The following is a 21776-nucleotide window of genomic DNA, read 5'->3' as shown; positions in this document are numbered from 1 at the left end:
CATGTTTGACGCCGCCCCCATAAAAAAAGTCTCGGTGGTTATTCCTGTCTATAACGAACAGGAAAGCCTGCCGGAATTGATAAGACGCACCACCGCCGCCTGCGAGAGTCTGGGCAAAGCGTGGGAGATTTTATTGATAGATGATGGTAGCAGCGATAGCTCGGCGGAGCTGATGGTTAAGGCGTCCCAAGAGGCCGATAGCCATATCATATCTATTTTACTCAACCGTAACTACGGTCAACATGCAGCGATTATGGCGGGGTTTAGCCATGTAAGCGGCGATCTTATCATTACGCTGGATGCCGATCTGCAAAACCCGCCGGAAGAGATCCCGCGCCTGGTGGCGAAAGCCGATGAAGGGTTCGATGTGGTAGGCACCGTGCGCCAGAACCGACAGGACAGCCTGTTTCGCAAATCGGCGTCAAAAATCATTAATCTGCTGATCCAGCGCACAACGGGCAAAGCGATGGGCGATTACGGCTGCATGTTACGCGCCTATCGCCGCCCTATTATCGATACCATGTTGCGCTGCCATGAACGCAGCACCTTTATCCCTATTCTGGCCAACATTTTCGCTCGTCGGGCTACCGAGATCCCGGTGCATCACGCTGAACGTGAATTTGGCGACTCTAAATACAGTTTTATGCGTCTCATTAACCTGATGTATGACCTGGTGACCTGCCTGACGACGACGCCGCTGCGCCTGTTGAGCCTGCTGGGCAGCGTTATCGCCATCGGCGGGTTTAGCCTGTCGGTATTGCTTATTGTACTTCGCCTGGCGCTGGGACCGCAGTGGGCGGCGGAAGGCGTATTTATGCTCTTTGCCGTTCTGTTTACCTTCATCGGCGCGCAATTCATCGGTATGGGACTGCTGGGCGAATACATCGGTCGCATTTATAACGATGTCCGCGCCCGCCCCCGCTATTTTGTTCAACAAGTTATCTACCCGGAAAGCACGCCGTTTACTGAGGAAAGTCACCAATGAAAGCCGTTATTTTTGCCTATCACGATATGGGATGTCAGGGCGTGCAGGCCGTACTGGATGCCGGGTATGAGATTGCCGCGATTTTTACTCATGCCGACAATCCTGCGGAAAACACCTTTTTTGGCTCCGTCTCCCGGCTGGCGGCAGAATTAGGGATTCCGGTTTATGCACCGGATAACGTAAACCATCCTATCTGGGTCGACCGCATCGCTGAACTTGCGCCGGATATTATTTTTTCGTTCTATTACCGTAACCTGTTAAGCGAAGAAATTCTGCACCTCGCCCCGGCTGGCGCGTTCAATCTGCACGGTTCTCTATTGCCTGCCTATCGTGGCCGTGCGCCGCTAAACTGGGTTCTGGTTAACGGCGAAAGCGAAACGGGCGTAACGCTGCATCGTATGGTCAAACGTGCCGACGCCGGAGAGATTGTCGCCAGTCAACGCGTCGCTATTGCGCAGGACGATGTTGCGCTTACCCTGCATCATAAGCTATGTCAGGCCGCGCGCCAGTTGCTTAATAGCATCCTGCCCACCATGAAATGCGGCGATATACCTTCTGTTCCTCAGCGTGAGTCTGACGCTACATATTATGGTCGCCGCAGGCCGGAAGATGGCCTTATCGACTGGCACAAACCGGTTTCCACGGTGCATAACCTGGTGCGGGCGGTAGCCGCCCCCTGGCCCGGCGCGTTCAGCTATAACGGCTCGCAAAAATTCACTATCTGGTCTTCCCGAATTTGTCCGGATGCGCAGGGCGCGCTTCCCGGCTCGGTAATTTCGGTCTCTCCGCTGCGGGTCGCCTGCGCCGATGGCGCGCTGGAGATTATTACCGGCCAGGCCGGAGACGGTATTACTGTACAGGGCTCGCAGCTTGCACAGACGCTTGGTCTGGTGGCGGGCGCGCGTTTGAACCGTCCACCAGCGACCAGCGGTAAACGTCGCATTCGCGTTCTCATCCTCGGCGTCAACGGTTTTATCGGCAATCATTTGACCGAACGGTTACTGAATGAAGAGAATTACGAGGTCTACGGTATGGATATCGGCAGCAACGCCATTAGCCGATTCCTGCTCCACCCTCGCTTTCATTTCGTGGAGGGAGATATCAGCATCCACTCAGAATGGATCGAATATCATGTCAAAAAATGCGATGTCGTACTGCCGCTGGTAGCGATTGCTACCCCGATTGAATACACCCGCAACCCGCTGCGCGTCTTTGAACTTGATTTTGAAGAAAATCTGCGGATTATCCGTTATTGCGTGAAATACCGTAAACGCGTGGTTTTCCCGTCTACCTCTGAAGTGTACGGCATGTGTACGGACGCCTCTTTTGACGAGGACAAATCGAATCTGATCGTCGGGCCGGTGAATAAGCCACGCTGGATTTACTCCGTTTCCAAACAGCTTCTCGACCGGGTGATTTGGGCTTATGGCGAAAAAGAGGGATTGCGCTTCACGCTTTTCCGTCCCTTTAACTGGATGGGGCCGCGGCTGGATAGCCTGAACGCGGCGCGTATCGGCAGTTCACGCGCGATAACGCAGTTGATTCTGAACCTGGTAGAAGGGACGCCGATCAAGCTTATCGACGGTGGTCAGCAGAAGCGCTGTTTCACCGATATTCGTGACGGGATCGAAGCATTATTCCGCATTATTGTGAATGATGGCGATCGATGCGATGGCAAAATCATTAATATCGGCAATCCTGACAACGAAGCCAGTATTCAGGAACTGGCGACGCTGTTGCTCGACAGTTTTGATAAGCATCCGCTGCGCTGCCATTTCCCACCGTTTGCCGGTTTCCAGGTCGTCGAAAGCCGTAGTTATTACGGCAAGGGTTATCAGGATGTCGCACACCGGAAACCCAGTATCGACAATGCCAGGCGCTGTCTGGGCTGGGAACCGTCTATTGCGATGCGTGATACGGTTGAAGAAACGCTGGACTTCTTCCTGCGCAGCGTAGATGTCGCGGAACGCGCATCATGACGAAAGTCGGTTTACGCATTGATGTTGATACCTTGCGAGGAACGCGTGAAGGTGTTCCCCGGCTGCTGGCGACATTGCATCGCCACGGCGTTCAGGCCAGCTTTTTCTTCAGCGTCGGGCCGGACAATATGGGACGCCATCTTTGGCGTCTGATAAAACCGCGATTTTTATGGAAAATGCTACGTTCAAACGCCGCCTCGCTCTACGGCTGGGATATCCTGCTGGCCGGTACCGCCTGGCCGGGAAAAAATATCGGCAACGCCAATGCCGGGATTATTCGTGAAACGGCAACATACCATGAGACGGGACTACATGCCTGGGATCACCATGCGTGGCAGACTCACAGCGGCCACTGGAGTATCCGCCAGCTTGAAGAAGATATCGCGCGCGGCATAACGGCGCTTGAGGCCATTATCGGAAAACCCGTCACCTGCTCAGCCGCGGCCAGCTGGCGAGCGGATGGGCGCGTTGTTCGTGCGAAAGAGCCGTTCAACCTGCGGTATAACAGCGATTGCCGTGGAACCACCTTATTCCGTCCGCTACTGATGCCGGGCCAGACAGGGACGCCGCAAATCCCGGTCACCTTACCCACGTGGGATGAGGTTATCGGCCCCGCCGTTCAGGCGCAGTCGTTCAATACCTGGATTATCTCCCGTATGTTGCAGGACAAAGGCACGCCGGTATATACCATCCATGCGGAAGTCGAAGGTATTGTCCATCAGCCGCTGTTTGAAGATTTGCTCGTTCGTGCACGCGACGCGGGGATCACCTTTTGCCCTCTGGGCGAACTGCTGCCGGCATCGCCTGAGTCTCTGCCGTTGGGGCAAATTGTACGTGGACACATCCCTGGCCGTGAAGGTTGGCTGGGGTGCCAACAGGCCGCGAGCGCCTCATGATGAAATCGATACGCTATTATCTGGCTTTCGCCGCATTTATCGCGCTCTACTATGTTATTCCTGTCAATAGCCGCCTGCTCTGGCAGCCGGATGAAACGCGCTATGCCGAAATAAGTCGGGAGATGCTGGCGTCTGGCGACTGGATCGTGCCGCATTTTCTGGGATTACGTTATTTTGAAAAACCGATAGCCGGTTACTGGATAAACAGTCTGGGTCAGTGGCTTTTTGGCGCTACCAATTTTGGCGTGCGGGCTGGCGCTATTTTAACGACATTGCTGGCCGCAGCGCTGGTGGCGTGGCTGACGTTCCGCTTATGGCGGGATAAACGTACCGCGTTGCTCGCCTCCGTTATCTTTCTCTCCCTCTTTGCCGTTTACAGTATCGGGACGTATGCGGTACTCGACCCGATGATCGCGCTTTGGCTTACGGCCGGGATGTGTTGTTTCTGGCAGGGGATGCAGGCCACGACCCGAACGGGCAAGATTGGGATGTTTTTGCTACTGGGCGCAACCTGCGGTCTGGGTGTATTAACTAAAGGCTTCCTCGCCCTGGCCGTACCGGTAGTGAGCGTGCTGCCGTGGGTCATTGTCCAGAAACGCTGGAAGGACTTTTTGCTATACGGCTGGCTGGCGGTCTTGAGCTGCTTTGTGGTTGTCCTTCCCTGGGCGATCGCCATTGCGCGACGCGAAGCCGATTTCTGGCATTACTTTTTCTGGGTGGAGCATATCCAGCGATTCGCCATGAGCGATGCCCAGCATAAAGCCCCTTTCTGGTACTATCTGCCGGTACTGCTCGCGGGAAGTTTACCGTGGCTGGGGTTACTGCCTGGCGCGCTTAAACTGGGCTGGCGCGAGCGAAACGGCGCATTCTATTTGCTCGGATGGACGATCATGCCGCTTCTCTTTTTCAGCATTGCGAAAGGGAAACTGCCCACCTATGTTCTTTCCTGTTTCGCACCGATAGCGATACTCATGGCGCGCTTCGTCCTGCATAACGTAAAAGAAGGCGTCGCCGCGCTACGTGTCAACGGCGGGATCAACCTGGTGTTCGGGTTAGTCGGGATCGTCGCGGCGTTTGTCGTCTCCTCATGGGGCCCGTTGAAATCGCCGGTGTGGACGCATATCGAAACCTATAAAGTTTTTTGCGTCTGGGGTGTCTTTACTGTTTGGGCGTTTGTGGGCTGGTATAGCCTCTGTCATAGCCAACAATACCTATTACCCGCGTTTTGTCCGCTGGGACTGGCGCTGCTGTTCGGCTTTTCCATCCCCGACAGGGTGATGGAGTCCAAACAGCCCCAGTTTTTTGTCGAAATGACCCAGGCGCCTTTGGCATCAAGCCGCTATATTCTTGCCGACAACGTCGGCGTCGCCGCCGGGCTGGCCTGGAGTCTGAAACGAGACGATATTATGCTCTACGGACACGCGGGCGAACTCAGGTATGGTCTTAGCTATCCTGATGTGCAGGATAAATTCGTTAAAGCCGACGATTTTAACGCCTGGCTCAACCAGCATCGTCAGGAGGGCATTATTACGCTAGTACTTTCAATAGCCAAAGATGAAGACATCAGCGCTCTTTCCCTTCCCCCTGCGGACAATATTGATTATCAGGGGCGTCTGGTGTTAATTCAGTATCGGCCTAAATGATCGGCGTCGTTCTGGTGCTTGCCAGTCTGCTCAGCGTTGGCGGTCAGCTCTGCCAGAAGCAAGCGACACGGCCATTGACGGCGGGCGGACGCCGCCGTCACCTGATGCTGTGGCTGGGCCTGGCGCTAATATGCATGGGCGCAGCGATGGTGCTGTGGCTGCTGGTGCTACAAACCCTGCCGGTGGGAATTGCTTACCCGATGTTGAGTCTGAATTTTGTCTGGGTCACGCTGGCGGCCTGGAAAATCTGGCATGAACAGGTTCCGCCCCGCCACTGGTTGGGCGTCGCATTGATTATCAGCGGCATTATCATTCTGGGGAGTGCGGCATAATGGGCGTAATGTGGGGACTGATAAGCGTTGCGATTGCCTCCCTCGCCCAGTTGAGTTTAGGATTCGCCATGATGCGGCTGCCATCGATAGCGCATCCACTGGCGTTTATTTCCGGACTGGGCGCATTTAATGCCGCGACCCTGGCGCTATTCGCCGGTTTGGCGGGGTATCTGGTTTCCGTCTTCTGCTGGCATAAAACATTACACACGCTCGCGCTCAGCAAAGCCTATGCGCTACTGAGTCTCAGCTATGTGCTTGTCTGGGTAGCCTCAATGCTGTTACCCGGTTTGCAAGGCGCTTTCAGCCTAAAAGCGATGCTCGGCGTATTGTGTATTATGGCGGGGGTAATGCTGATTTTTCTGCCCGCCAGATCATGAAGGCTTGCGCGTCAACCTCTGCCATTCGTCGCAGGAATAACAGCGTGCATCAACGATTTTTAAGGTCTGGTGTTTTTCCCGATTAATACAATACTGCGCATCCTGTAAAGGCGACAGGATATCGCCGGGACTCAGTAATATCATGGAATTCGCCTCGGCGATCATTTTTAGCGAACCGCCGCTATCGCACAGCACCAGAACATGGCACGCCCTCTTTTTGACATAATGCGATTTCTTAACCAACCATTCCATAGCGCCCCCGTTTCACGCTGATTGTTCATAACACGTTACACATCAACGGATAAACAAAACGGCAATAGCGATGGAATGGTTGTATATTAACCTAACATTAATTTTTACAGTTCTCACACACCCACTGCTGGAGCGCACGGCGAGATATTTTAATCCCTCCGTTTTTCAGTTCTGACGGCAGCGTCAACCAGCGAACCGGCTGCTGAAAACGCGCCAGCTTATCGCGAACCCATTCAGCGAGGTTCACGTCTCCGGCCTGCGATGCATACTCCACAACCGCAACGGGACGATGACCAAACTCTTTATCTTCTACCGGCACGACGAAGGCTTGTTGCACCAGCGGATGCGCATTAATAACGCGTTCGACTTCCTCCGGCTGAATGCCTTCGCCGCCGCTAAAGAACAGGTTGTCCAGCCGCCCGGCGATGGTTAGCCTGCCGTGGTTCAGCTCGCCGCGATCGCGCGTGGCAAACCAGCCTTCGTCATTAACCAGCGGGATCAGTTTGCCATCACGCCAGTAACCTTCCGCCATACTGGCGGCGCGCAGCCAGACTTCATTATCGACGATTCTGATCTCTCTGCCGGGAAGCGGCGCGCCAACATCATCCGAACCATCGGCCTCTTTGGCGCATACCGTAGACGCGAACTCCGTGAGCCCATACCCGCACCAGCAGCGAATCCCTTGTTTGCTGGCCTGGTCGGTGAGTTCAACCGGAATCACCGCGCCGCCGAGCAAAACGGCTTTCAGCGTCACCGCCGCCCGATTCGCCAGCAGCCGCCATAGCTGCGTCGGCACCAGCGAAGCATGAGTACACCCTGCCAGCATCTGCTCCAGCGGTTGCTTATCGCGTACCGTCATGCGCGCCCCGGCGAAGAGCCAACGCCACATAATACCCTGCCCGGATACATGAAACAGCGGCAGCGATAGCAGCCAGTCATCCTGACGGCCAAACGGCATTAGCGAAAGCACGCCCTGCGCGCTGGCAAGATGCGCCTGGCACGTATGTACAGCCGCTTTTGGCAATCCTGTGGAACCCGATGTCAGCGTCATGGAAACCAGACGCTGCGGTTGCCAGGCCACAGCATACGCCGCTGTGCTCTTTTGTATCTGCAACGCGGTTAATCCGGAAAACGCGTTTTCGCCTTCCAGTGTCAGCGCAAAACGCAGCGTTAACTTCGGCACCAGCGCCTCCAGCAACGTCTGGGGCAACTGCGGATTGACGGGCAGAACCCGCGCGCCGCACTGCATCAGCGCAAGCCATGCCAACAGAGTGCGCGGCTGATTCCCGGCGCGCAGCAGAACACCGTCGCCCTCGCGTACGCCCTGCGCGGCAAACCCGTCCGCCAGCGCATCAATACGCTCACAGAGGGCGCGCCAGCTTAGCACTTCATCGTTCAGGCGCAGAGCGGGCGCCTGACTGCGAACCTGACGCCAGTGGCGCCACGGCCAGTCCGTGAATGTCATAACAGTCGTTCCAGCTCATCACGCTTCAGACAAGGCAACGCGCTACCGGGCCAGGGGCGAACCTGTTGCGCCTGCATCAGATGCAAGGTATCCAGTCCGGGCAGCGTTCCCGGCGTCAACCAGGCGGCAATCCGCGCCAGTTGCGTCAGGCCGAGGCTGGACTCGATCGAAGAGCTGATGACCGCCGTCAGTCCCAACGCATGGGCGGCAGCGACTTGCTCACGCACTTTATCAAGCGATCCGGTCAGCGTAGGTTTGATAACCACAGCCTTGACGCCCTCTTCGGCTTCAAAGGTGAAATCCGCTTCGCGCAGACTTTCGTCCCAGGCAATCGCGATGCCGGTTTCACGGGCAAAGGCGCGGGAATCATCCCGCGTCTTACACGGTTCTTCGAGAAAGGCGATACGAGCGCGGTAGTCCGGATTAACATACTTTGCGAACTGTTGGGCTTTTAGCGGCGTCCAGGCGCGATTCGCATCCAGACGCAGATGCAGATCCGGGATCGCCTCCAGCAGCAAATTAACCACCATGCCGTCGCGTACCGCTTCATAGAGACCCACTTTGACCTTAGCGATTTTCTCGCCGGGCATATCGGCAAGCCGCAGCACCAAATCGTCAGGATCGCCAGTGCATAACGGCGCAGCGCGATAGTCCGCCGCCTCCGGCAAGACGCCAGTCAGTTCCGCCAGCGCGCAGCTTGCGCCAAACGCGACCGAAGGCATCTCCGGTAATCCCTCGCTCCCCTGAAGCCAGTCGTTCACCCATGTCAGGAGCGCCGTCTGCGCCTCTTCCCACGTTTCCTGACTGAAGCCCGGCAGCGGGGAGATCTCTCCCCACCCTTCACGCTCGCCGTCACGCAGACAAACATACAGCCCGTCGCGAGTTTTTAACCGCCTGTCGCGCAGAACCACCCCCGCGTCCATGGGGATCTGCCAGCGGTATACCTGCGCGCTACGCATTATGGGTTCCGTTTGAATTTGCTGAAGTCAGGCTGACGCTTCTGGTTAAAGGCGTTACGGCCTTCCTGCCCTTCTTCGGTCATGTAGAACAGCATGGTAGCGTTGCCCGCCAGCTCCTGCAGCCCGGCCTGACCGTCACAATCGGCATTCAGCGCCGCTTTCAGGCAACGCAGCGCCATCGGACTGTTTTGCAACATTTCGCGGCACCAGCGCACGGTCTCTTTTTCCAGATCCGCCAGCGGAACGACGGTGTTAACCAGCCCCATATCCAGCGCCTGTTGCGCATCGTACTGGCGGCACAGGAACCAGATTTCACGCGCTTTCTTCTGACCAACGATACGCGCCATATACGAAGCGCCCCAACCGCCGTCAAAGGAGCCGACTTTCGGACCGGTCTGGCCGAAGATGGCGTTTTCCGCCGCGATGGTCAGGTCGCACATCATGTGCAGCACATGACCACCGCCGATGGAGTAACCCGCGACCATCGCGACAACCGGTTTTGGACAGGTGCGAATCTGGCGCTGGAAGTCCAGCACGTTCAGGTGATGCACGCCGGAGTCATCCTGATAACCGCCGTAATCGCCGCGCACCTTCTGGTCGCCGCCCGCGCAAAACGCTTTATCGCCTTCGCCGGTCAGAATAATCACGCCCACGTTGTCGTCGTAACGGGCATCCGCCAGCGCCTGAATCATCTCTTTGACGGTCAACGGACGAAATGCATTGCGCACCTGTGGACGATTAATGGTGATTTTTGCAATACCGTCGGTGGATTTTTCATAACGAATGTCGGTGTAACCCTCCGAGCAGTCGTGCCATTCTACCGGTGCGTAAAGCATTGTTTCATCAGGATAGATCATAGTGTGTCCTTTAGTCAGAGACGCAGAATCTGAGCCAGACTGTCTACCACGCCAGCGGGGTTTTCCCGATGCGCGTTGTGTCCGGCGTTACGAATAACATGGCATGTCGCCGCCACTTCCTGCGCCAGGGCGCGGAATTTGCTGTCGCGTTCGCCACATAAATAATAAAACGGAAATGCCAGCGCGTTGAGCGCCTCGCGTAAATCCGGCTGGGCGGCAAGCGATGTCGCCTCCAGCATCGCAGCCAGCGTTTCGCCGTTATTCTGGCTACGCAGCGCCGTCAGCGCCTGCCTTTGCTGCGCCGTCAGCGAGGCGAACACCGGCTGCTGATACCAGTCGTGAAAAACCTCAGTCAGGGGTTCACGACGAAAACGCTCTGCCCAGCGCCCGTCGGACAATCGTCTTTCAGCGCGCGCCTGTTCATTTTGCAGCCCCGGATGACCGCCTTCGACCACCAGGCCGCACAGGCCTGGTATTCCCTGGCAGGCTGCCATCATCGCCACCCGGCCGCCAAGGGAGTATCCCACCAACCAAAACTTTAGTATGTTGTAACTAATTAACGTAGCGCGCAGCAATCTGATGACATCGGCAAAGCCGCCGACCGGAATAGCCGTAGATCCGCCATGTCCCGGTAAGTCAATATAAAGCCGCGAACAGCCGTGAAACTGTTCGCCAACCGGCTGCCATTCACGGCAATCGCCAGAAAAACCGTGCAGGAAAACCAGCGAGGGCGCCCCAGGCTGTCCGGGCATGTGCTGCGCGTGCAACATCATAGATGGCTTACCTGAGCCAAAAGTTGCTGCAGCGTCTGCGCGCCATCTGTATCGTTTACCACCAGCTCAATCACCGTTGTCGCCGGGGTTCGCCACGCGCCAGCCAGCGCAGACTCCAGTTCTTCCCAGTTTTCCGGGCGATGATAGCGCAGGTTAAACATGGCAGCCGCATGGTCAAAATGGACGTTTTGCGGCATCAAATAAAAGCGCTCACGTTTGCTTTGCGGCGTCGGCAGCAGGGAAAAGATCTGCCCGCCGTTATTGTTGACCACAATCAACACAAACGGCGCGGATACCTGACGTAGTAACGCCAGCGCGTTAAGATCGTACAGCGCGGATAAATCGCCGACGATAGCCAGCGTCGATTTGGCGCTGGCGCGCTGCACGCCCGCCGCCGTGGAAAGCAGGCCGTCAATGCCGCTCGCCCCGCGATTGCTGTATACCGGATAGCCAGCCGGCAACTGTGACAGCGCGTCGATCAGACGCACCACCAGACTATTGCCCACGAACAATTGCCCCTGCTCCGGCAGATAGTCGCGGATACGGTGCGCCAGCTGCGCTTCGCCAAAGGTGTCTCGCTGCGCGACCACCCGTTGCCACGCCAGTTCTGCCAGACGCGGGATCTCTACACACCACGGTTTACGTTTTTCCGCCGGATGCATCTCCAGCCAGTCGGCGATTTTCGCTACCAGTCTGCGTCCACGATGGTGCGCCGGGTCCAGACGACCTTCAATATTGTCGATTACCCAGTACTCTTCCGGCTCGCAGGTTGCCTGCCATTGCAGTAAGCGTTTTCCGGTAAGGCTACTGCCAAGCTGGACGACAATCTGCGCCTGCTGCAGTTCGGTCACCGCTTTGGCGTTGCCGAGCCACAGGTCGGCGCACGGCAGCGGCTGCCCGGTTTGCGACAATACGTCGCCAATTAATGGCCATCCCAGAGTTTGCGCCCACTGCGCCACTTTTTTGCCTTCTTCCGCGCTCATACGCCCGGCGACAACGACGCCGCGTTTTTGTCGCCAGAAGAACCAGTCGCGCTGTTTGTCGCTTTCCAGTCGACGCGCTTCGCGCAGCCAGGGCTTTTCATCCTGCCACCAGTCGCCGAGGCGCTGCTGCCAGACCAGACCGGTGTCATTCATATCGCCATACAGCGGTTCGGCAAAAGGACAGTTAATGTGCAGCGCGCCCGCATGAAGCATGGCGAGCGCATTGTCGATGGTCGACACCAGCCAGCGCGCCGGAATATCCTGCGTGGGACGCGGCAACGACAGAGTTTGGGAGGGGTGCGAGGCAAACATCCCCGCCTGACGGATCGCCTGGTTGGCGCCGCAGTCAATCAGCTCCGGCGGGCGATCGGCGGTAAGTAAAATGAGCTTCTCGCCCGTCAGACCCGCCTCAATCAGCGCCGGATAGAGGTTCGCCACGGCGGTACCTGAAGTGACAATAACGGCAACCGGCTGTTGGCTGACTTTCGCCAGCCCTAACGCCAGATGACCAAGCCCACGCTCATCAAAGTGCGTATGGTGAATAAAAGCAGGATTCTCTGCCGCCGCCAACGTGAGCGGCGTGGAACGGGAACCAGGGGCGATACAAACATGCCTGACGCCATGACGGGTTAAGGCTTCCAGGATGACCGCCGCCCAGCGCCGGTTAAATGCACTTACTGACATGAGTTTGTCCGGTATCAATCATTGGGACTAAGTATAAAGAGCTGCAAAAATGGATTATTGATATGGGTCGGGAATATGTGACTCATTACGCATCCATCTGCAATAAGGTACGTAACCCGGCCGCTTTATTATCTATTTCCTGCCATTCCTGTTCCGGATCGGAGCCGCGGACGATTCCCGCGCCGGCATACAATCGCACCACATTGGCCGTCACTTTGGCTGAACGTAACGTCACGCAAAACTCACTTTGCCGCGTGGAGAGATAGCCTGCCGACCCGGCATACCATTCACGTTCGAACGGCTCATGTTGTTCTATAAAACAACGCGCGGGTTCACGAGGGATCCCGGCGACCGCTGCGGTAGGCTGTAACTGGTGCAGGCAGAGCGTGTCGTCCGCCTGATTAAGCGCCGTCCAGATACAGCGGCGCAAATGCTGTACCTTGCGCAGTCTGAGCACCTGCGGCGGCAGCACATCCAGCGAGTGGGTGCAGTTTTGCAGTCGCTGGCAGATGTCTTCGACAACCAGCATATTTTCTCGCTGGTTTTTATCGTCTTTCATTAACCATTCGCCAAGCTGCCAGGCTTTATGGTTATCCGGATGGTTCGCCACCGTCCCGGCCAGCGCTTCGGTACGCAGCGCCGTTTCACGCCGCCGCCAGAGCCGCTCCGGCGATGATCCCAAAAAGGCGGTATCGGCGGAAAAAGCCATAAAAAAGTGGTAGCAGTTGAGATTTAAACGACGACTGGACGCCATCATCGCGGCGGCATTGACCGGACGGGAGAATTGTAAGTCGGTGGCCCGCGCCAGCACAACTTTATCAAACGCCTCTTGCGCAATGGTGTGGGTGGCCTGCTGAATCAGCTTCACCCAACCGTCTTTGTCCGGCCAGTGTTGTTCGCTCGTGAGCGAAAGGCGTAGCGCCGGAACAGGCTTAATGCCGACCAGAGAAGCGAGAAACGCTTTCGCCTGGCGCGCATCATCGCGTAGCGAAACGTCACTGTGCAGATGTAAGCGTAAGGTCGCCGTACCCCCGCTACGTCGCCACTCCAGCCGCGGCAGCAATAAGTAGCCCTCTTTCGGCTCGAACGCATTCAGCCCCCAAATACGCAGGTCAGGCTGCGCGTGCTGACGTAAAAACCGTTGCGCCAGATCGAGCGATGAAAAAACGGTGATTGCCCCGAGAACGGCAGCTTCTTCGTCGCCATTGCGCTGTTGCCAGTAGAATTGCGGAAAGGATGACTGGCTGGCCAGCCAGCTCAATGCATCGAAGGCATCGTTTAAAGGGAAAGGCGCATCGAAAACGCAAAGCCCTGGCGTCGCCGGTATCTCTTGCGATAGCTGACGCGTCAGATTTTCCAGCGCAGTAGTAATAGAATGCACGCGGACCCTCCCTGTTAAAAACCCCACATTATACGGGGTACTGCCCTAAAAAAGCAGTACCTCATTTAGGGAGGGTTGCAATTCTGTTCAGTGGGGGGATTTAGCGCCGCGCCAGCAGCAGTCCAAGTACCAGTCCTACCGCCGCGCCTACGCCAATACCCTGCCAGGGTTTTTCATGAACGTAGTCATCCGCTTTATAAACGGCCTGCTTTGCCCGGTAATAATAGCTATCCGACGCATGGCTTACGCGGTTTTTCACCTCTTCCAGCGCTTGTTCCGCGCGGGCTTTCAGCTCAATGTATTTTTGATCGGCGGGATCGCCTGAGGAACGTAAAATCTCTTCCAGCGTTTCGCTGAGCAAAGTCAGATCATCATCAACACGTGATTCACCAAATTGATATGACATTCTCATTCTCCGTTGTGTTAACACCTGCTCCTAACTATAGTCAACGGTTTCGGTTTATGCCTGATGAACCTCCCGCGCCATTCCCCGGTGCGGAATGCCGTCTTCGTCATAAACATCGGTGACCGGAATAAAACCAAACCGCGCATAAAAAGGTTGCAGATGCGCCTGCGCTCCCAGATATAGCGGCTTATCCGGCCAGTGCCGCCCACAAGATTCCAGCGTTTTCGCCATTAATTGCTGGCCCAGTTTCGCCCCTCGCCAGGCATCGCTGACGATCACCCGGCCAATGACAACCGGGTCTGATTCGTTATCGCTTTTCAGAATCCTCGCATACGCCACCAGCTCATCCTGATGCCAGCCCAGAATATGCCGATTGTCGCCGACTAAATCATCGCCATCCACATCCAGGTAAGGACAGCGCTGTTCTACCACAAAGACTGCGCAGCGCAATTTGAGTAACGCGTAAAGTTGAGGAACGGTAAGTTCGCTATGGTGGAGATCCTGCCAGTCAATCATGATGCGCTCCTGTGTTGTGGTAATCTTGGGTTAAACGATAACCAAACGTGTATGGACAAGATGGAATTAATTTTTTTAGGTACGTCCGCAGGCGTTCCCACGCGCTCACGCAATGTAACGGCAATTTTATTACATCTGCAACATCCAACGCAGCCGGGAGTATGGCTTTTTGATTGCGGCGAAGGGACACAGCATCAAATGCTTAATACCGCGTTTCATCCCGGTAAGCTTGAGCGCATTTTTATCAGCCATCTTCACGGCGATCATCTGTTTGGCCTGCCGGGTCTGCTATGCAGCCGGTCGATGGCGGGGAATCCCCATCCGCTAACCGTATACGGGCCTCAAGGCGTGCGTGAGTTTATTGCAACCACACTGCGCCTTAGCGGTTCATGGACCGATTTTCCGTTGCAAATTGAAGAAATTAGCGCAGGCGATATTCTTGACGACGGTCTGCGTAAAGTGACCGCGTTCAGGCTGGAGCATCCACTGGAGTGCTACGGATATCGTGTTGTTGAACATGACAAGCCTGGCGCGCTGAATGCCAGGGCGTTAAAAGCCGCAGGCGTTACGCCCGGCCCGCTGTTTCAGGCGTTGAAGGCAGGAAAAACCGTCACGCTTGCCGATGGAAGGCAGATCAATGGCGCCGACTACCTTGCTCCCGCCGTGGCCGGGAAATCAGTGGCGATTTTCGGCGATACCGCGCCCTGCGAGGCCGCCCTCGCGCTGGCGCAAGGCGTGGATGTGATGGTCCATGAAACCACGCTGGATGCGTCAATGGAGGAGAAAGCCAACGCTCGCGGACACAGCTCCACCCGTCAAACCGCGACGCTGGCGCGGGAAGCTGCCGTCGGTCGGCTGATCATGACCCATATTAGCTCACGCTATGACGATAAAGGCTGTCAGCGCTTACTGGCGGAATGCCGCGCTATTTTCCCGGCGACGGAGCTGGCTTACGATTTTTCTGTTTTCCCGGTTTAGCGCTCCATTTTTTGTCCTCATTGCCGATAACACTAAAAAAGGCAGGCTTTCATAATGAGGTTAGGATGGACAATTTTCAGAAAGATATTGATGACAGGGCCAATTTAACCCTGTCCAACCGTTTTGAACTGCTGTTATTCCGTCTTGGTACATCGCTGCATGAACAGAAGTCAGAGCTGTTCGGCATCAATGTATTTAAGCTGCGCGAAATCGTACCAATGCCCGCCTTTACGCGCCCGGCAGGCATGAAAGCGCCGCTATTGGGCATGGTCAATATTCGGGATCAGGTCATTCCGGTGATTGATTTACCAGCGGTAGCGGGCTGCAAGCCGGAAACCGGGCTGAATATTTTGCTGATCACCGAATATGCGCGCAGCGTACAGGCATTTGCCGTCGAGTCGGTGGAAAATATTATGCGTCTTGACTGGCAACAGGTGCATACCGCCGAGAAAGCCGTCAACGGTCGCTACATCACCAGTATTGCCTGCCTGGATGACAACAAAGAAACCAACAACCTGGCGCTGGTGCTCGACGTTGAGCAGATTCTTTATGATATTGTCCCCTCCAGCCACGATCTGCGCGCCACCAATCTGAAGACCAATAAATTTTATATTACCCCTGGCGCGGTAGCCATTGTGGCGGAAGACTCCAAAGTCGCCCGCGCGATGCTGGAAAAAGGGCTGAACGCGATGGGAATTCCGCATCAGATGCATGTGACCGGCAAGGATGCATGGGAGAGAATCCAGCAACTGGCGCAGGAAGCGGAGGCCGAAGGTAAGCCAATTAGCGAGAAAATCGCGCTGGTCCTGACAGATCTTGAGATGCCGGAGATGGATGGCTTTACGTTAACGCGTAAAATTAAAACCGATGAACGGCTGAAAAAGATCCCGGTCGTTATTCACTCTTCCCTTTCCGGCAGCGCCAACGAAGATCATATACGTAAAGTGCAGGCCGACGGCTACGTGGCCAAGTTTGAGATTAACGAACTCTCTTCGGTCATTCAGGAAGTGCTGGAGCGCGCAGCAACAAACAGCCAGGGACCACTGATCAGCCGCAAAAGCGCCTGACGTAACAGGGGATGCCTACAGTACAGGCATCCCCTGACGCTTAGTGAGACAAGCCTTCCGCCAGTTTTACCAGTTTAATAAACTCCGCGCGATAGCCTTGTTTATCTTCCCCGCGCGCCTGTTCACCCCATTTAATAATTTGCGGCCAGCTCGTATCTGCCAGCGTTTCTGAGCCACGCAGTTTTTGCCCGAAAGCCGCTACCGCCGCGCGGAAACGAAAATCTTCAGAGGCGTCAGCAAAGCTCGGCATCTTTCCCATAACGACCGGGAACTCGGCTAATGTACTTTCGCTGCCCTGCGGCGCTTTCCAGCGCAATTTGATCCACGCCAGCTCGCTTGATTTTGTTGGCTTTGAGGCGGCTTTGTCCTGAGCGTAGCGCAGTTTATCCACCGAGGCTTTCTGCCCGTTAAGCGTCAGTTCAAAGAATAGCGTGACGTGTTTACCCGCGCCGATATCACCGGCATCAACCTTATCGTTATTGAAATCCTCGTCGCGCAGTTGGCGTTTTTCATAACCAATCTGCCGGTACTCAGTCACCCACTGCGGATTAAATTCGATTTGCGATTTTACATCTTTGGCAACGGTGACCAGCGTTTGATGCATCTCATCTTTGAGGACTTTTTGCGCCTCGGAGAGGGAGTCGATGTAGCTGTAATTACCGTTACCCACATCAGCAATTCTCACCATCATGGCTTCGTTGAAATTGTCATCGCCGACGCCCAGCGTAGATAAAGTAATACCTTTCTCGCGCTCTTTTTTTACCAGCGCTTCGATGTCTTTGGGATCGGTAATACCGAGGTTAAAATCACCGTCGGTGGTCAACAAAATGCGGTTAACGCCGCCTTTGATAAACCCTTTTTCGGCCTGCTCGTAGGCTAGTCGTAATCCCGCTTCACCACCGGTACTCCCGTAAGCATCCAGATTATCAATTGCCGCTTTAATCGCGGTTGTGTTATTTCCCGCTGTAGACGCCAGCGCGACGTGAGTGCCGCCCGCGTAGGTCACAATCGTGATGTTATCCTGCGCACGCAGATCGTTCACCAACAGTTTTAGCGCCGACCGGATCAACGGCAGGCGTTCCGCTGGCTGCATAGAGCCGGAAGTATCAATGAGAAAAACCAGGTTGGCAGGTGGTAGATCTCTGGTCTGCATGTCCCGGGCCTGAACATCAACTTTTAATAGCGTACGCTGCGCGTTCCACGGCGAGGGAGCCAGTTCGTATTTAACCGCAAATGGCATCGGTATACAGGCCGCAATGGGTTTAGTGTTATCCTGCTTATCCGCAACGGGCTGAGGGGCGGGAAAGTAGTTGAGCATCTCTTCTACCCGCACGGCTTCCGGCGGCGGCAGTTGCCCCTGATTCAGAAAGCGCCGCACGTTAGCGTAGCTGCCAGTGTCTACATCCAGACTAAACGTGGCGAGCGGCGCCTGACTTACCTGTTTAATCGGATTTTCATCGTAGTGTTCGTAACGCGCGGTCCCCATTACATTACCGCCTTGTGCAGCGAACGCTTTTGATGCCGAGGCACGTGTCCGCATTTCATGTTGCGGTGCTTCGGCTGTTGCCAGAGATCCCGCTTTGGCATCTGCCAGGGCTTTGGCTTCAGCTTTCGCTTTATATTCGGCTGCTTTTTTCGCAGCCTGTTGGGCGGCCTCGGCTTGTCTTTTCTGGACAGTGTCATCCCCGGCCTGAGCGCTATTTTCTTTCTGGATAGCCTGCTCCTGTTTTAACTCAGCCGGATTATTTCCCTGCGGGTCGGAGGGCTCCGGCCCACAGCCCGAGAGAACAACTCCACCCAACAACAGCATTAATGTTTTTCCATTAAGCATACAAATTCCTTTTCAATTATATTCGGGTAACTCTCTGCAGATGTCCTGCATTATATTCCGCTTTACTTTTATTATCTGCATGGCGAAAGTAGAAAATGGTATTACCTGAGTTAATAACCATCCATAATAAAAAAGATAATTATATTTTTGAGGCAAATAATATTTACGTTTAAGATGACAGGCTTAATCAGTTGCTGGCGTTCGACCCACAGATTCTGCGTAAAGAACACTATTTACAGTGACCGATTTACCAAAAGTGAATATATAAGATGGGGGACAATCTGCACTGTGCCCTCGCCGATGCTTCCTTTTACAACCCACCAGACAGCAATCCATTAAGCTGTGCCGACACTCACGTTATTGATGGAAAGATATTATATGCCGCCATCACACGAAATAATGAACTGAGCGCGATCGGACGCCCTGAAAAACGCTGACAGAAATACGCTTCAGATCAAATTTTTCCCATTGAAGTCGATGAGACAGACATTTATCTGGGAAACGGGTCACGAAAACAGTTGGGAGAGTTGTTCCACTGCCTGCTTGCGGAACCGGATACCGAATGTTGCGTTGCGCTCTACCCAACCTACGCCTCACCCAACGCCTGATGGCGCTTCGCTTATCAGGCCTACGAATTATCCTATATTGATAACCCTGCAGGCCGGATAAGGCGTAGCCGCCATCCGGCATAAATGTTGTACTATGCCTGGTCAGCAACCTACCAGTTATAGCGCATGTTCAGGCTAAAGCTGGCGTCGCCGTAGTCGTTCTTTCCCTTCTGACCAGCGGCCTGGGCGTAAACGCTTAGCCGTTCGCTGACGTTTGCCTGAATCCCCACTTTCACTTCCATGCGGTCGTTCGGCAAATCCTGCGATACCTTCGTGTCGCCAAAGGTGGCCGAGGCATTGTCGCTGGCGTGCAGCCAGTTGACCTCCATAAACGGCTGGATCCTGCCGCTCTCTTTGTACAGTTTACCGTCCACACGCACGCCTAAGCGCGTCGTCCAGCTATCATCGTTCTGGCCGCTGATGCGGGTACCGCCATCGTCAATAACCGTGTCGGCGCTGTAGCGCTGCCAGGTGACCTGCGCCTGCGGTGTCAGGCTGACCGTGTTGCGGTTGCTTAACGCAATATCATAACGATAACCCGTTTCCAGCGAGACGGCGTGCGCGGCGGAGTCGTAACGGCTGGCGCTGAGTCCGTCGTTATCCACGCTGTTGTTGTAAGCGCCGTACTGATACCAGCTATCGATGTAAGCCCCGCGATGGCTTTGAGCATCGGCAAACCAGGTGGCGTAGAGGCCGAGGTTGTAGCCGTCCACGCTACCGTTGGCGGAGAACTGGCTGCCGTCCGCCCCCCGGTTGCCGGTGCTGTCGGTGCTGGCGTTGATGTAGCTGCCCATCAGGCCAACGGTGACGCTCTGCGCGCCGTCGCTCCAGGTCAGGATGTCGCCGCCGAGCTGGAACTGCGAGTAGTCGCTGTCGATATCTACATTGCCGTTAACCGCCTGCGATTCGGCTTTACCGGCCTTAAAACGCATCCAGATGCTGCCGTCGGCGGAACGGTACTGGCTGCCTTCCCGGTCATAGAGGGTCTGCATTTGCAGGTTGCGCGCCATCCACTGGTTGCCGAGATAAACGCCAATGTCGGCGCGGTACTGCGGCGCCACGGGCGTGACGTCGCCGCCGTCAGGTGGAGTGATATCGCCGCCATCGTCAGGCGGAGTGATATCGCCGCCGTCGTCAGGCGGAGTGACCTCACCGTCATCGTCCGGCGGAGTGACCTCGCCGCCATCGTCCGGCGGGGTGACCTCGCCGCCGTCGTCAGGCGGAGTGACCTCGCCACCATCGTCAGGCGGAGTGACCTCGCCACCATCGTCAGGCGGAGTAACCTCACCGCCGTCGTCCGGCACGTCATCAGACTCGGAGCGCAAGTACCAGTCGCCGCCGTCTTGTTTCAGCGTGTAGGTCCAGGCGTTAATATCAACATGCCCTTTGTAGAGCCTAAAATCACCGTCGGACTGACCGCCCACCTCAATAACTTCAATACCGTTAACCGTTTGTGCGCCCAGGCCATTGACGTTGGTGATATGCAGCGTGGTGCTGCCGGCGGTGTCGCCGGTGACGATCAGTTTATCGGTGGGCGAGCTGTCATCGCCCAGTTGGGTATTGAGATAGAGATGACCGTCGTTGCCGGTATAGTTTCCCGCGATCGTCAGCGTATTGTTGGGCTGGTCGCTGCCGCTTATCATCGCGCTGCTGTTGACGACATCGCCGTTGACGGTGAACGTATCGACAAAGTACAGGCTGCCCTGGTTGTTAACATGGCCGTTCACCGTGGAGTTGTGGCCGCCAAAGGCGGCGTTCGCGGCGATATTAACCGCCTGCGCGCTCCCCGCAGAGCCGATAGTCGCCGTTTCGGCCAGCCATAGCGCGCCCTCCTGCACGTCGGTGTCGCCGCTGTAGGTGTTTTGCGCCCCCAGGATCAGCGTGCCAGCGCCCCGTTTGATGAGCGATTTGCCGTCCCAGTAGGTGGCGCTGTCGGGATTGAGCGTGGCGTCAACGTCCGTCAGCGCGGTGTTCAGCGTGAAGCTGTGACCTTGCTCGCTCAGGGTGAAGGTACCGTGGGCGTCGGTGGCGGCGTTGTCGCTGTCGGCATACCAGGACAACGAGGCGGTTACGTCATAGCGGGTGTCGTCGTCGGCGTTCACGCGCCCATCGACGGTGAGAAAATCCACCTGTTTGGCGTCCATACCGGCTACGGTGAATTGCGCAAAGTCGCTATTGATGGCGCTGTCCGTGTCAATCAGCGTGTAGGCGTACGCGTCGCGGGTCCAGGATTTCGCCACGTTGCCGATGCCGGTAATATCCAGCGTACCGCCCAGGTTAGCGTGGTCGGCGGTGACGATGGCGCCGCTGTTGCTGTCGATCAGGTGTACGGCCAGGGTGCTGTTCGCCTCCTGCGTTAGCGTATTTGCCCGCAATGCGCTGCCTGCGCCAATTGCAGTGATGGCGTTATCGTGAGTGGTGAGATTTGCCGTAACGAACTGGCCGCTGGCGTTCAGTTGCAGGCTGGCGTAATTGTCGATATCACCGCTGCCCAGCGCCTCAACGTTACTGGCGACCAGCGTACCGCCGCTGATGGTGGTGCCGCCAGTGTAAGAATTGGCGCCGGAAAGCGTGAGCGTCTTATCGCCGGATTTTACCACCTGGCCGCTGCCGCTGATGGCATTGTCGAACGTGCCGCCTGTGTTCAGTTCCAGCACGGCGTTGTCGGTGACGTCGCCACTTCCCAGCGCCTCAACGCTAGTGGCGACCAGCGTGCCGCCGCTGATGAGGGTGCCGCCGGTGTAAGAATTGGCGCCGGAGAGTGTGAGCGTCTCGTCGCCGGATTTCACCACCTGGCCGCTGCC

The 21776-nt window shown here is 56.0% G+C and carries 19 protein-coding genes; 8 read left to right on the top strand and 11 right to left on the bottom strand.

The features are described from left to right. Position 1 precedes the first annotated feature (1 nt). Genes arnC through arnF form a run of 6 tightly spaced genes read left to right on the top strand, consistent with a single transcriptional unit; the run spans position 2 to position 6212 of the window. Complete coding sequence (gene arnC / locus NBA72_RS22735) at positions 2–985, top strand: undecaprenyl-phosphate 4-deoxy-4-formamido-L-arabinose transferase (protein WP_000458887.1); 984 nt, start codon at positions 2–4, stop codon at positions 983–985. Further along, on the top strand, positions 982–2964 hold the full coding sequence (gene arnA / locus NBA72_RS22730; RefSeq protein WP_000648764.1) for a bifunctional UDP-4-amino-4-deoxy-L-arabinose formyltransferase/UDP-glucuronic acid oxidase ArnA: 1983 nt from the start codon (positions 982–984) through the stop codon (positions 2962–2964). The genes arnC and arnA overlap by 4 nt, the downstream gene beginning before the upstream one ends. Beyond that, positions 2961–3860: a 4-deoxy-4-formamido-L-arabinose-phosphoundecaprenol deformylase gene (arnD, locus tag NBA72_RS22725; RefSeq protein WP_042949819.1), complete on the top strand. Its 900-nt coding sequence runs from the start codon at positions 2961–2963 to the stop codon at positions 3858–3860. The genes arnA and arnD overlap by 4 nt, the downstream gene beginning before the upstream one ends. Beyond that, on the top strand, positions 3857–5503 hold the full coding sequence (arnT, locus tag NBA72_RS22720; RefSeq protein ID WP_031608415.1) for a lipid IV(A) 4-amino-4-deoxy-L-arabinosyltransferase: 1647 nt from the start codon (positions 3857–3859) through the stop codon (positions 5501–5503). Before arnD ends, arnT begins: the two co-directional genes overlap by 4 nt. Then, positions 5500–5835, top strand: coding sequence for a 4-amino-4-deoxy-L-arabinose-phosphoundecaprenol flippase subunit ArnE (gene arnE / locus NBA72_RS22715; protein WP_000580685.1), 336 nt, complete (start codon positions 5500–5502; stop codon positions 5833–5835). The genes arnT and arnE overlap by 4 nt, the downstream gene beginning before the upstream one ends. After that, complete coding sequence (gene arnF / locus NBA72_RS22710) at positions 5835–6212, top strand: 4-amino-4-deoxy-L-arabinose-phosphoundecaprenol flippase subunit ArnF (protein ID WP_000538692.1); 378 nt, start codon at positions 5835–5837, stop codon at positions 6210–6212. Before arnE ends, arnF begins: the two co-directional genes overlap by 1 nt. Here arnF and pmrD read toward each other — a convergent pair. The 9 genes from pmrD to NBA72_RS22665 all read right to left on the bottom strand — a co-directional run bounded on the left by pmrD (position 6207) and on the right by NBA72_RS22665 (position 14488). Beyond that, on the bottom strand, positions 6207–6464 hold the full coding sequence (gene pmrD / locus NBA72_RS22705; protein WP_000455132.1) for a signal transduction protein PmrD: 258 nt from the start codon (positions 6462–6464) through the stop codon (positions 6207–6209). The genes arnF and pmrD overlap by 6 nt on opposite strands. Positions 6465–6561: 97 nt before the next feature. Further along, positions 6562–7929, bottom strand: a complete 1368-nt coding sequence (menE, locus tag NBA72_RS22700; protein WP_042949817.1) for an o-succinylbenzoate--CoA ligase — start codon at positions 7927–7929, stop codon at positions 6562–6564. Next, positions 7926–8888 carry an o-succinylbenzoate synthase gene (gene menC, locus NBA72_RS22695; protein ID WP_001255556.1) on the bottom strand — a complete coding sequence of 321 codons (963 nt, stop codon included), beginning with the start codon at positions 8886–8888 and terminating at the stop codon, positions 7926–7928. The genes menE and menC overlap by 4 nt, the downstream gene beginning before the upstream one ends. Then, the gene (gene menB, locus NBA72_RS22690; RefSeq protein WP_000640013.1) at positions 8888–9745 is read right to left on the bottom strand and encodes a 1,4-dihydroxy-2-naphthoyl-CoA synthase; all 858 of its coding nucleotides are present in this window, start codon (positions 9743–9745) and stop codon (positions 8888–8890) included. The genes menC and menB overlap by 1 nt, the downstream gene beginning before the upstream one ends. A 14-nt stretch (positions 9746–9759) precedes the next feature. Further along, the gene (gene menH, locus NBA72_RS22685) at positions 9760–10518 is read right to left on the bottom strand and encodes a 2-succinyl-6-hydroxy-2,4-cyclohexadiene-1-carboxylate synthase (protein ID WP_024155126.1); all 759 of its coding nucleotides are present in this window, start codon (positions 10516–10518) and stop codon (positions 9760–9762) included. Further along, the gene (gene menD / locus NBA72_RS22680; protein ID WP_000116395.1) at positions 10515–12185 is read right to left on the bottom strand and encodes a 2-succinyl-5-enolpyruvyl-6-hydroxy-3-cyclohexene-1-carboxylic-acid synthase; all 1671 of its coding nucleotides are present in this window, start codon (positions 12183–12185) and stop codon (positions 10515–10517) included. The genes menH and menD overlap by 4 nt, the downstream gene beginning before the upstream one ends. Positions 12186–12270: 85 nt before the next feature. Then, positions 12271–13566: an isochorismate synthase MenF gene (gene menF / locus NBA72_RS22675; RefSeq protein WP_000555674.1), complete on the bottom strand. Its 1296-nt coding sequence runs from the start codon at positions 13564–13566 to the stop codon at positions 12271–12273. A 100-nt stretch (positions 13567–13666) separates the two neighbouring features. Continuing rightward, on the bottom strand, positions 13667–13972 hold the full coding sequence (gene elaB, locus NBA72_RS22670) for a stress response protein ElaB (protein WP_001519663.1): 306 nt from the start codon (positions 13970–13972) through the stop codon (positions 13667–13669). Between the two features lie 54 nt (positions 13973–14026). Continuing rightward, the gene (locus NBA72_RS22665; protein ID WP_000568155.1) at positions 14027–14488 is read right to left on the bottom strand and encodes a GNAT family N-acetyltransferase; all 462 of its coding nucleotides are present in this window, start codon (positions 14486–14488) and stop codon (positions 14027–14029) included. Positions 14489–14548: 60 nt separating this feature from the next. Here NBA72_RS22665 and rbn point away from each other — a divergent pair, with 60 nt between their 5' ends. Together rbn and NBA72_RS22655 are read left to right on the top strand one after the other, a co-directional pair. Beyond that, positions 14549–15466 carry a ribonuclease BN gene (gene rbn / locus NBA72_RS22660; RefSeq protein WP_000419093.1) on the top strand — a complete coding sequence of 306 codons (918 nt, stop codon included), beginning with the start codon at positions 14549–14551 and terminating at the stop codon, positions 15464–15466. A 65-nt stretch (positions 15467–15531) separates the two neighbouring features. Further along, on the top strand, positions 15532–16533 hold the full coding sequence (locus NBA72_RS22655; protein ID WP_000368560.1) for a chemotaxis protein: 1002 nt from the start codon (positions 15532–15534) through the stop codon (positions 16531–16533). 40 nt (positions 16534–16573) lie between these two features. Here NBA72_RS22655 and NBA72_RS22650 read toward each other — a convergent pair whose 3' ends face one another. After that, entirely contained in the window at positions 16574–18364 is a 1791-nt protein-coding gene (locus NBA72_RS22650) for a vWA domain-containing protein (protein ID WP_024157232.1), read from the bottom strand. Between the two features lie 718 nt (positions 18365–19082). Next, a partial coding sequence (locus NBA72_RS22645) for an autotransporter outer membrane beta-barrel domain-containing protein (protein WP_439006043.1) occupies positions 19083–21776 on the bottom strand: 2694 nt, incomplete at its 5' end.

It is taken from the genome of Salmonella sp. NW1250 (assembly GCF_051812965.1).
GTDB classification, from domain to species: Bacteria; Pseudomonadota; Gammaproteobacteria; order Enterobacterales; family Enterobacteriaceae; genus Salmonella; species Salmonella enterica.
The sequence above is the reverse complement of the archived record's forward strand: the minus strand, read 5'-3'. Positions and strand labels throughout refer to the sequence as shown.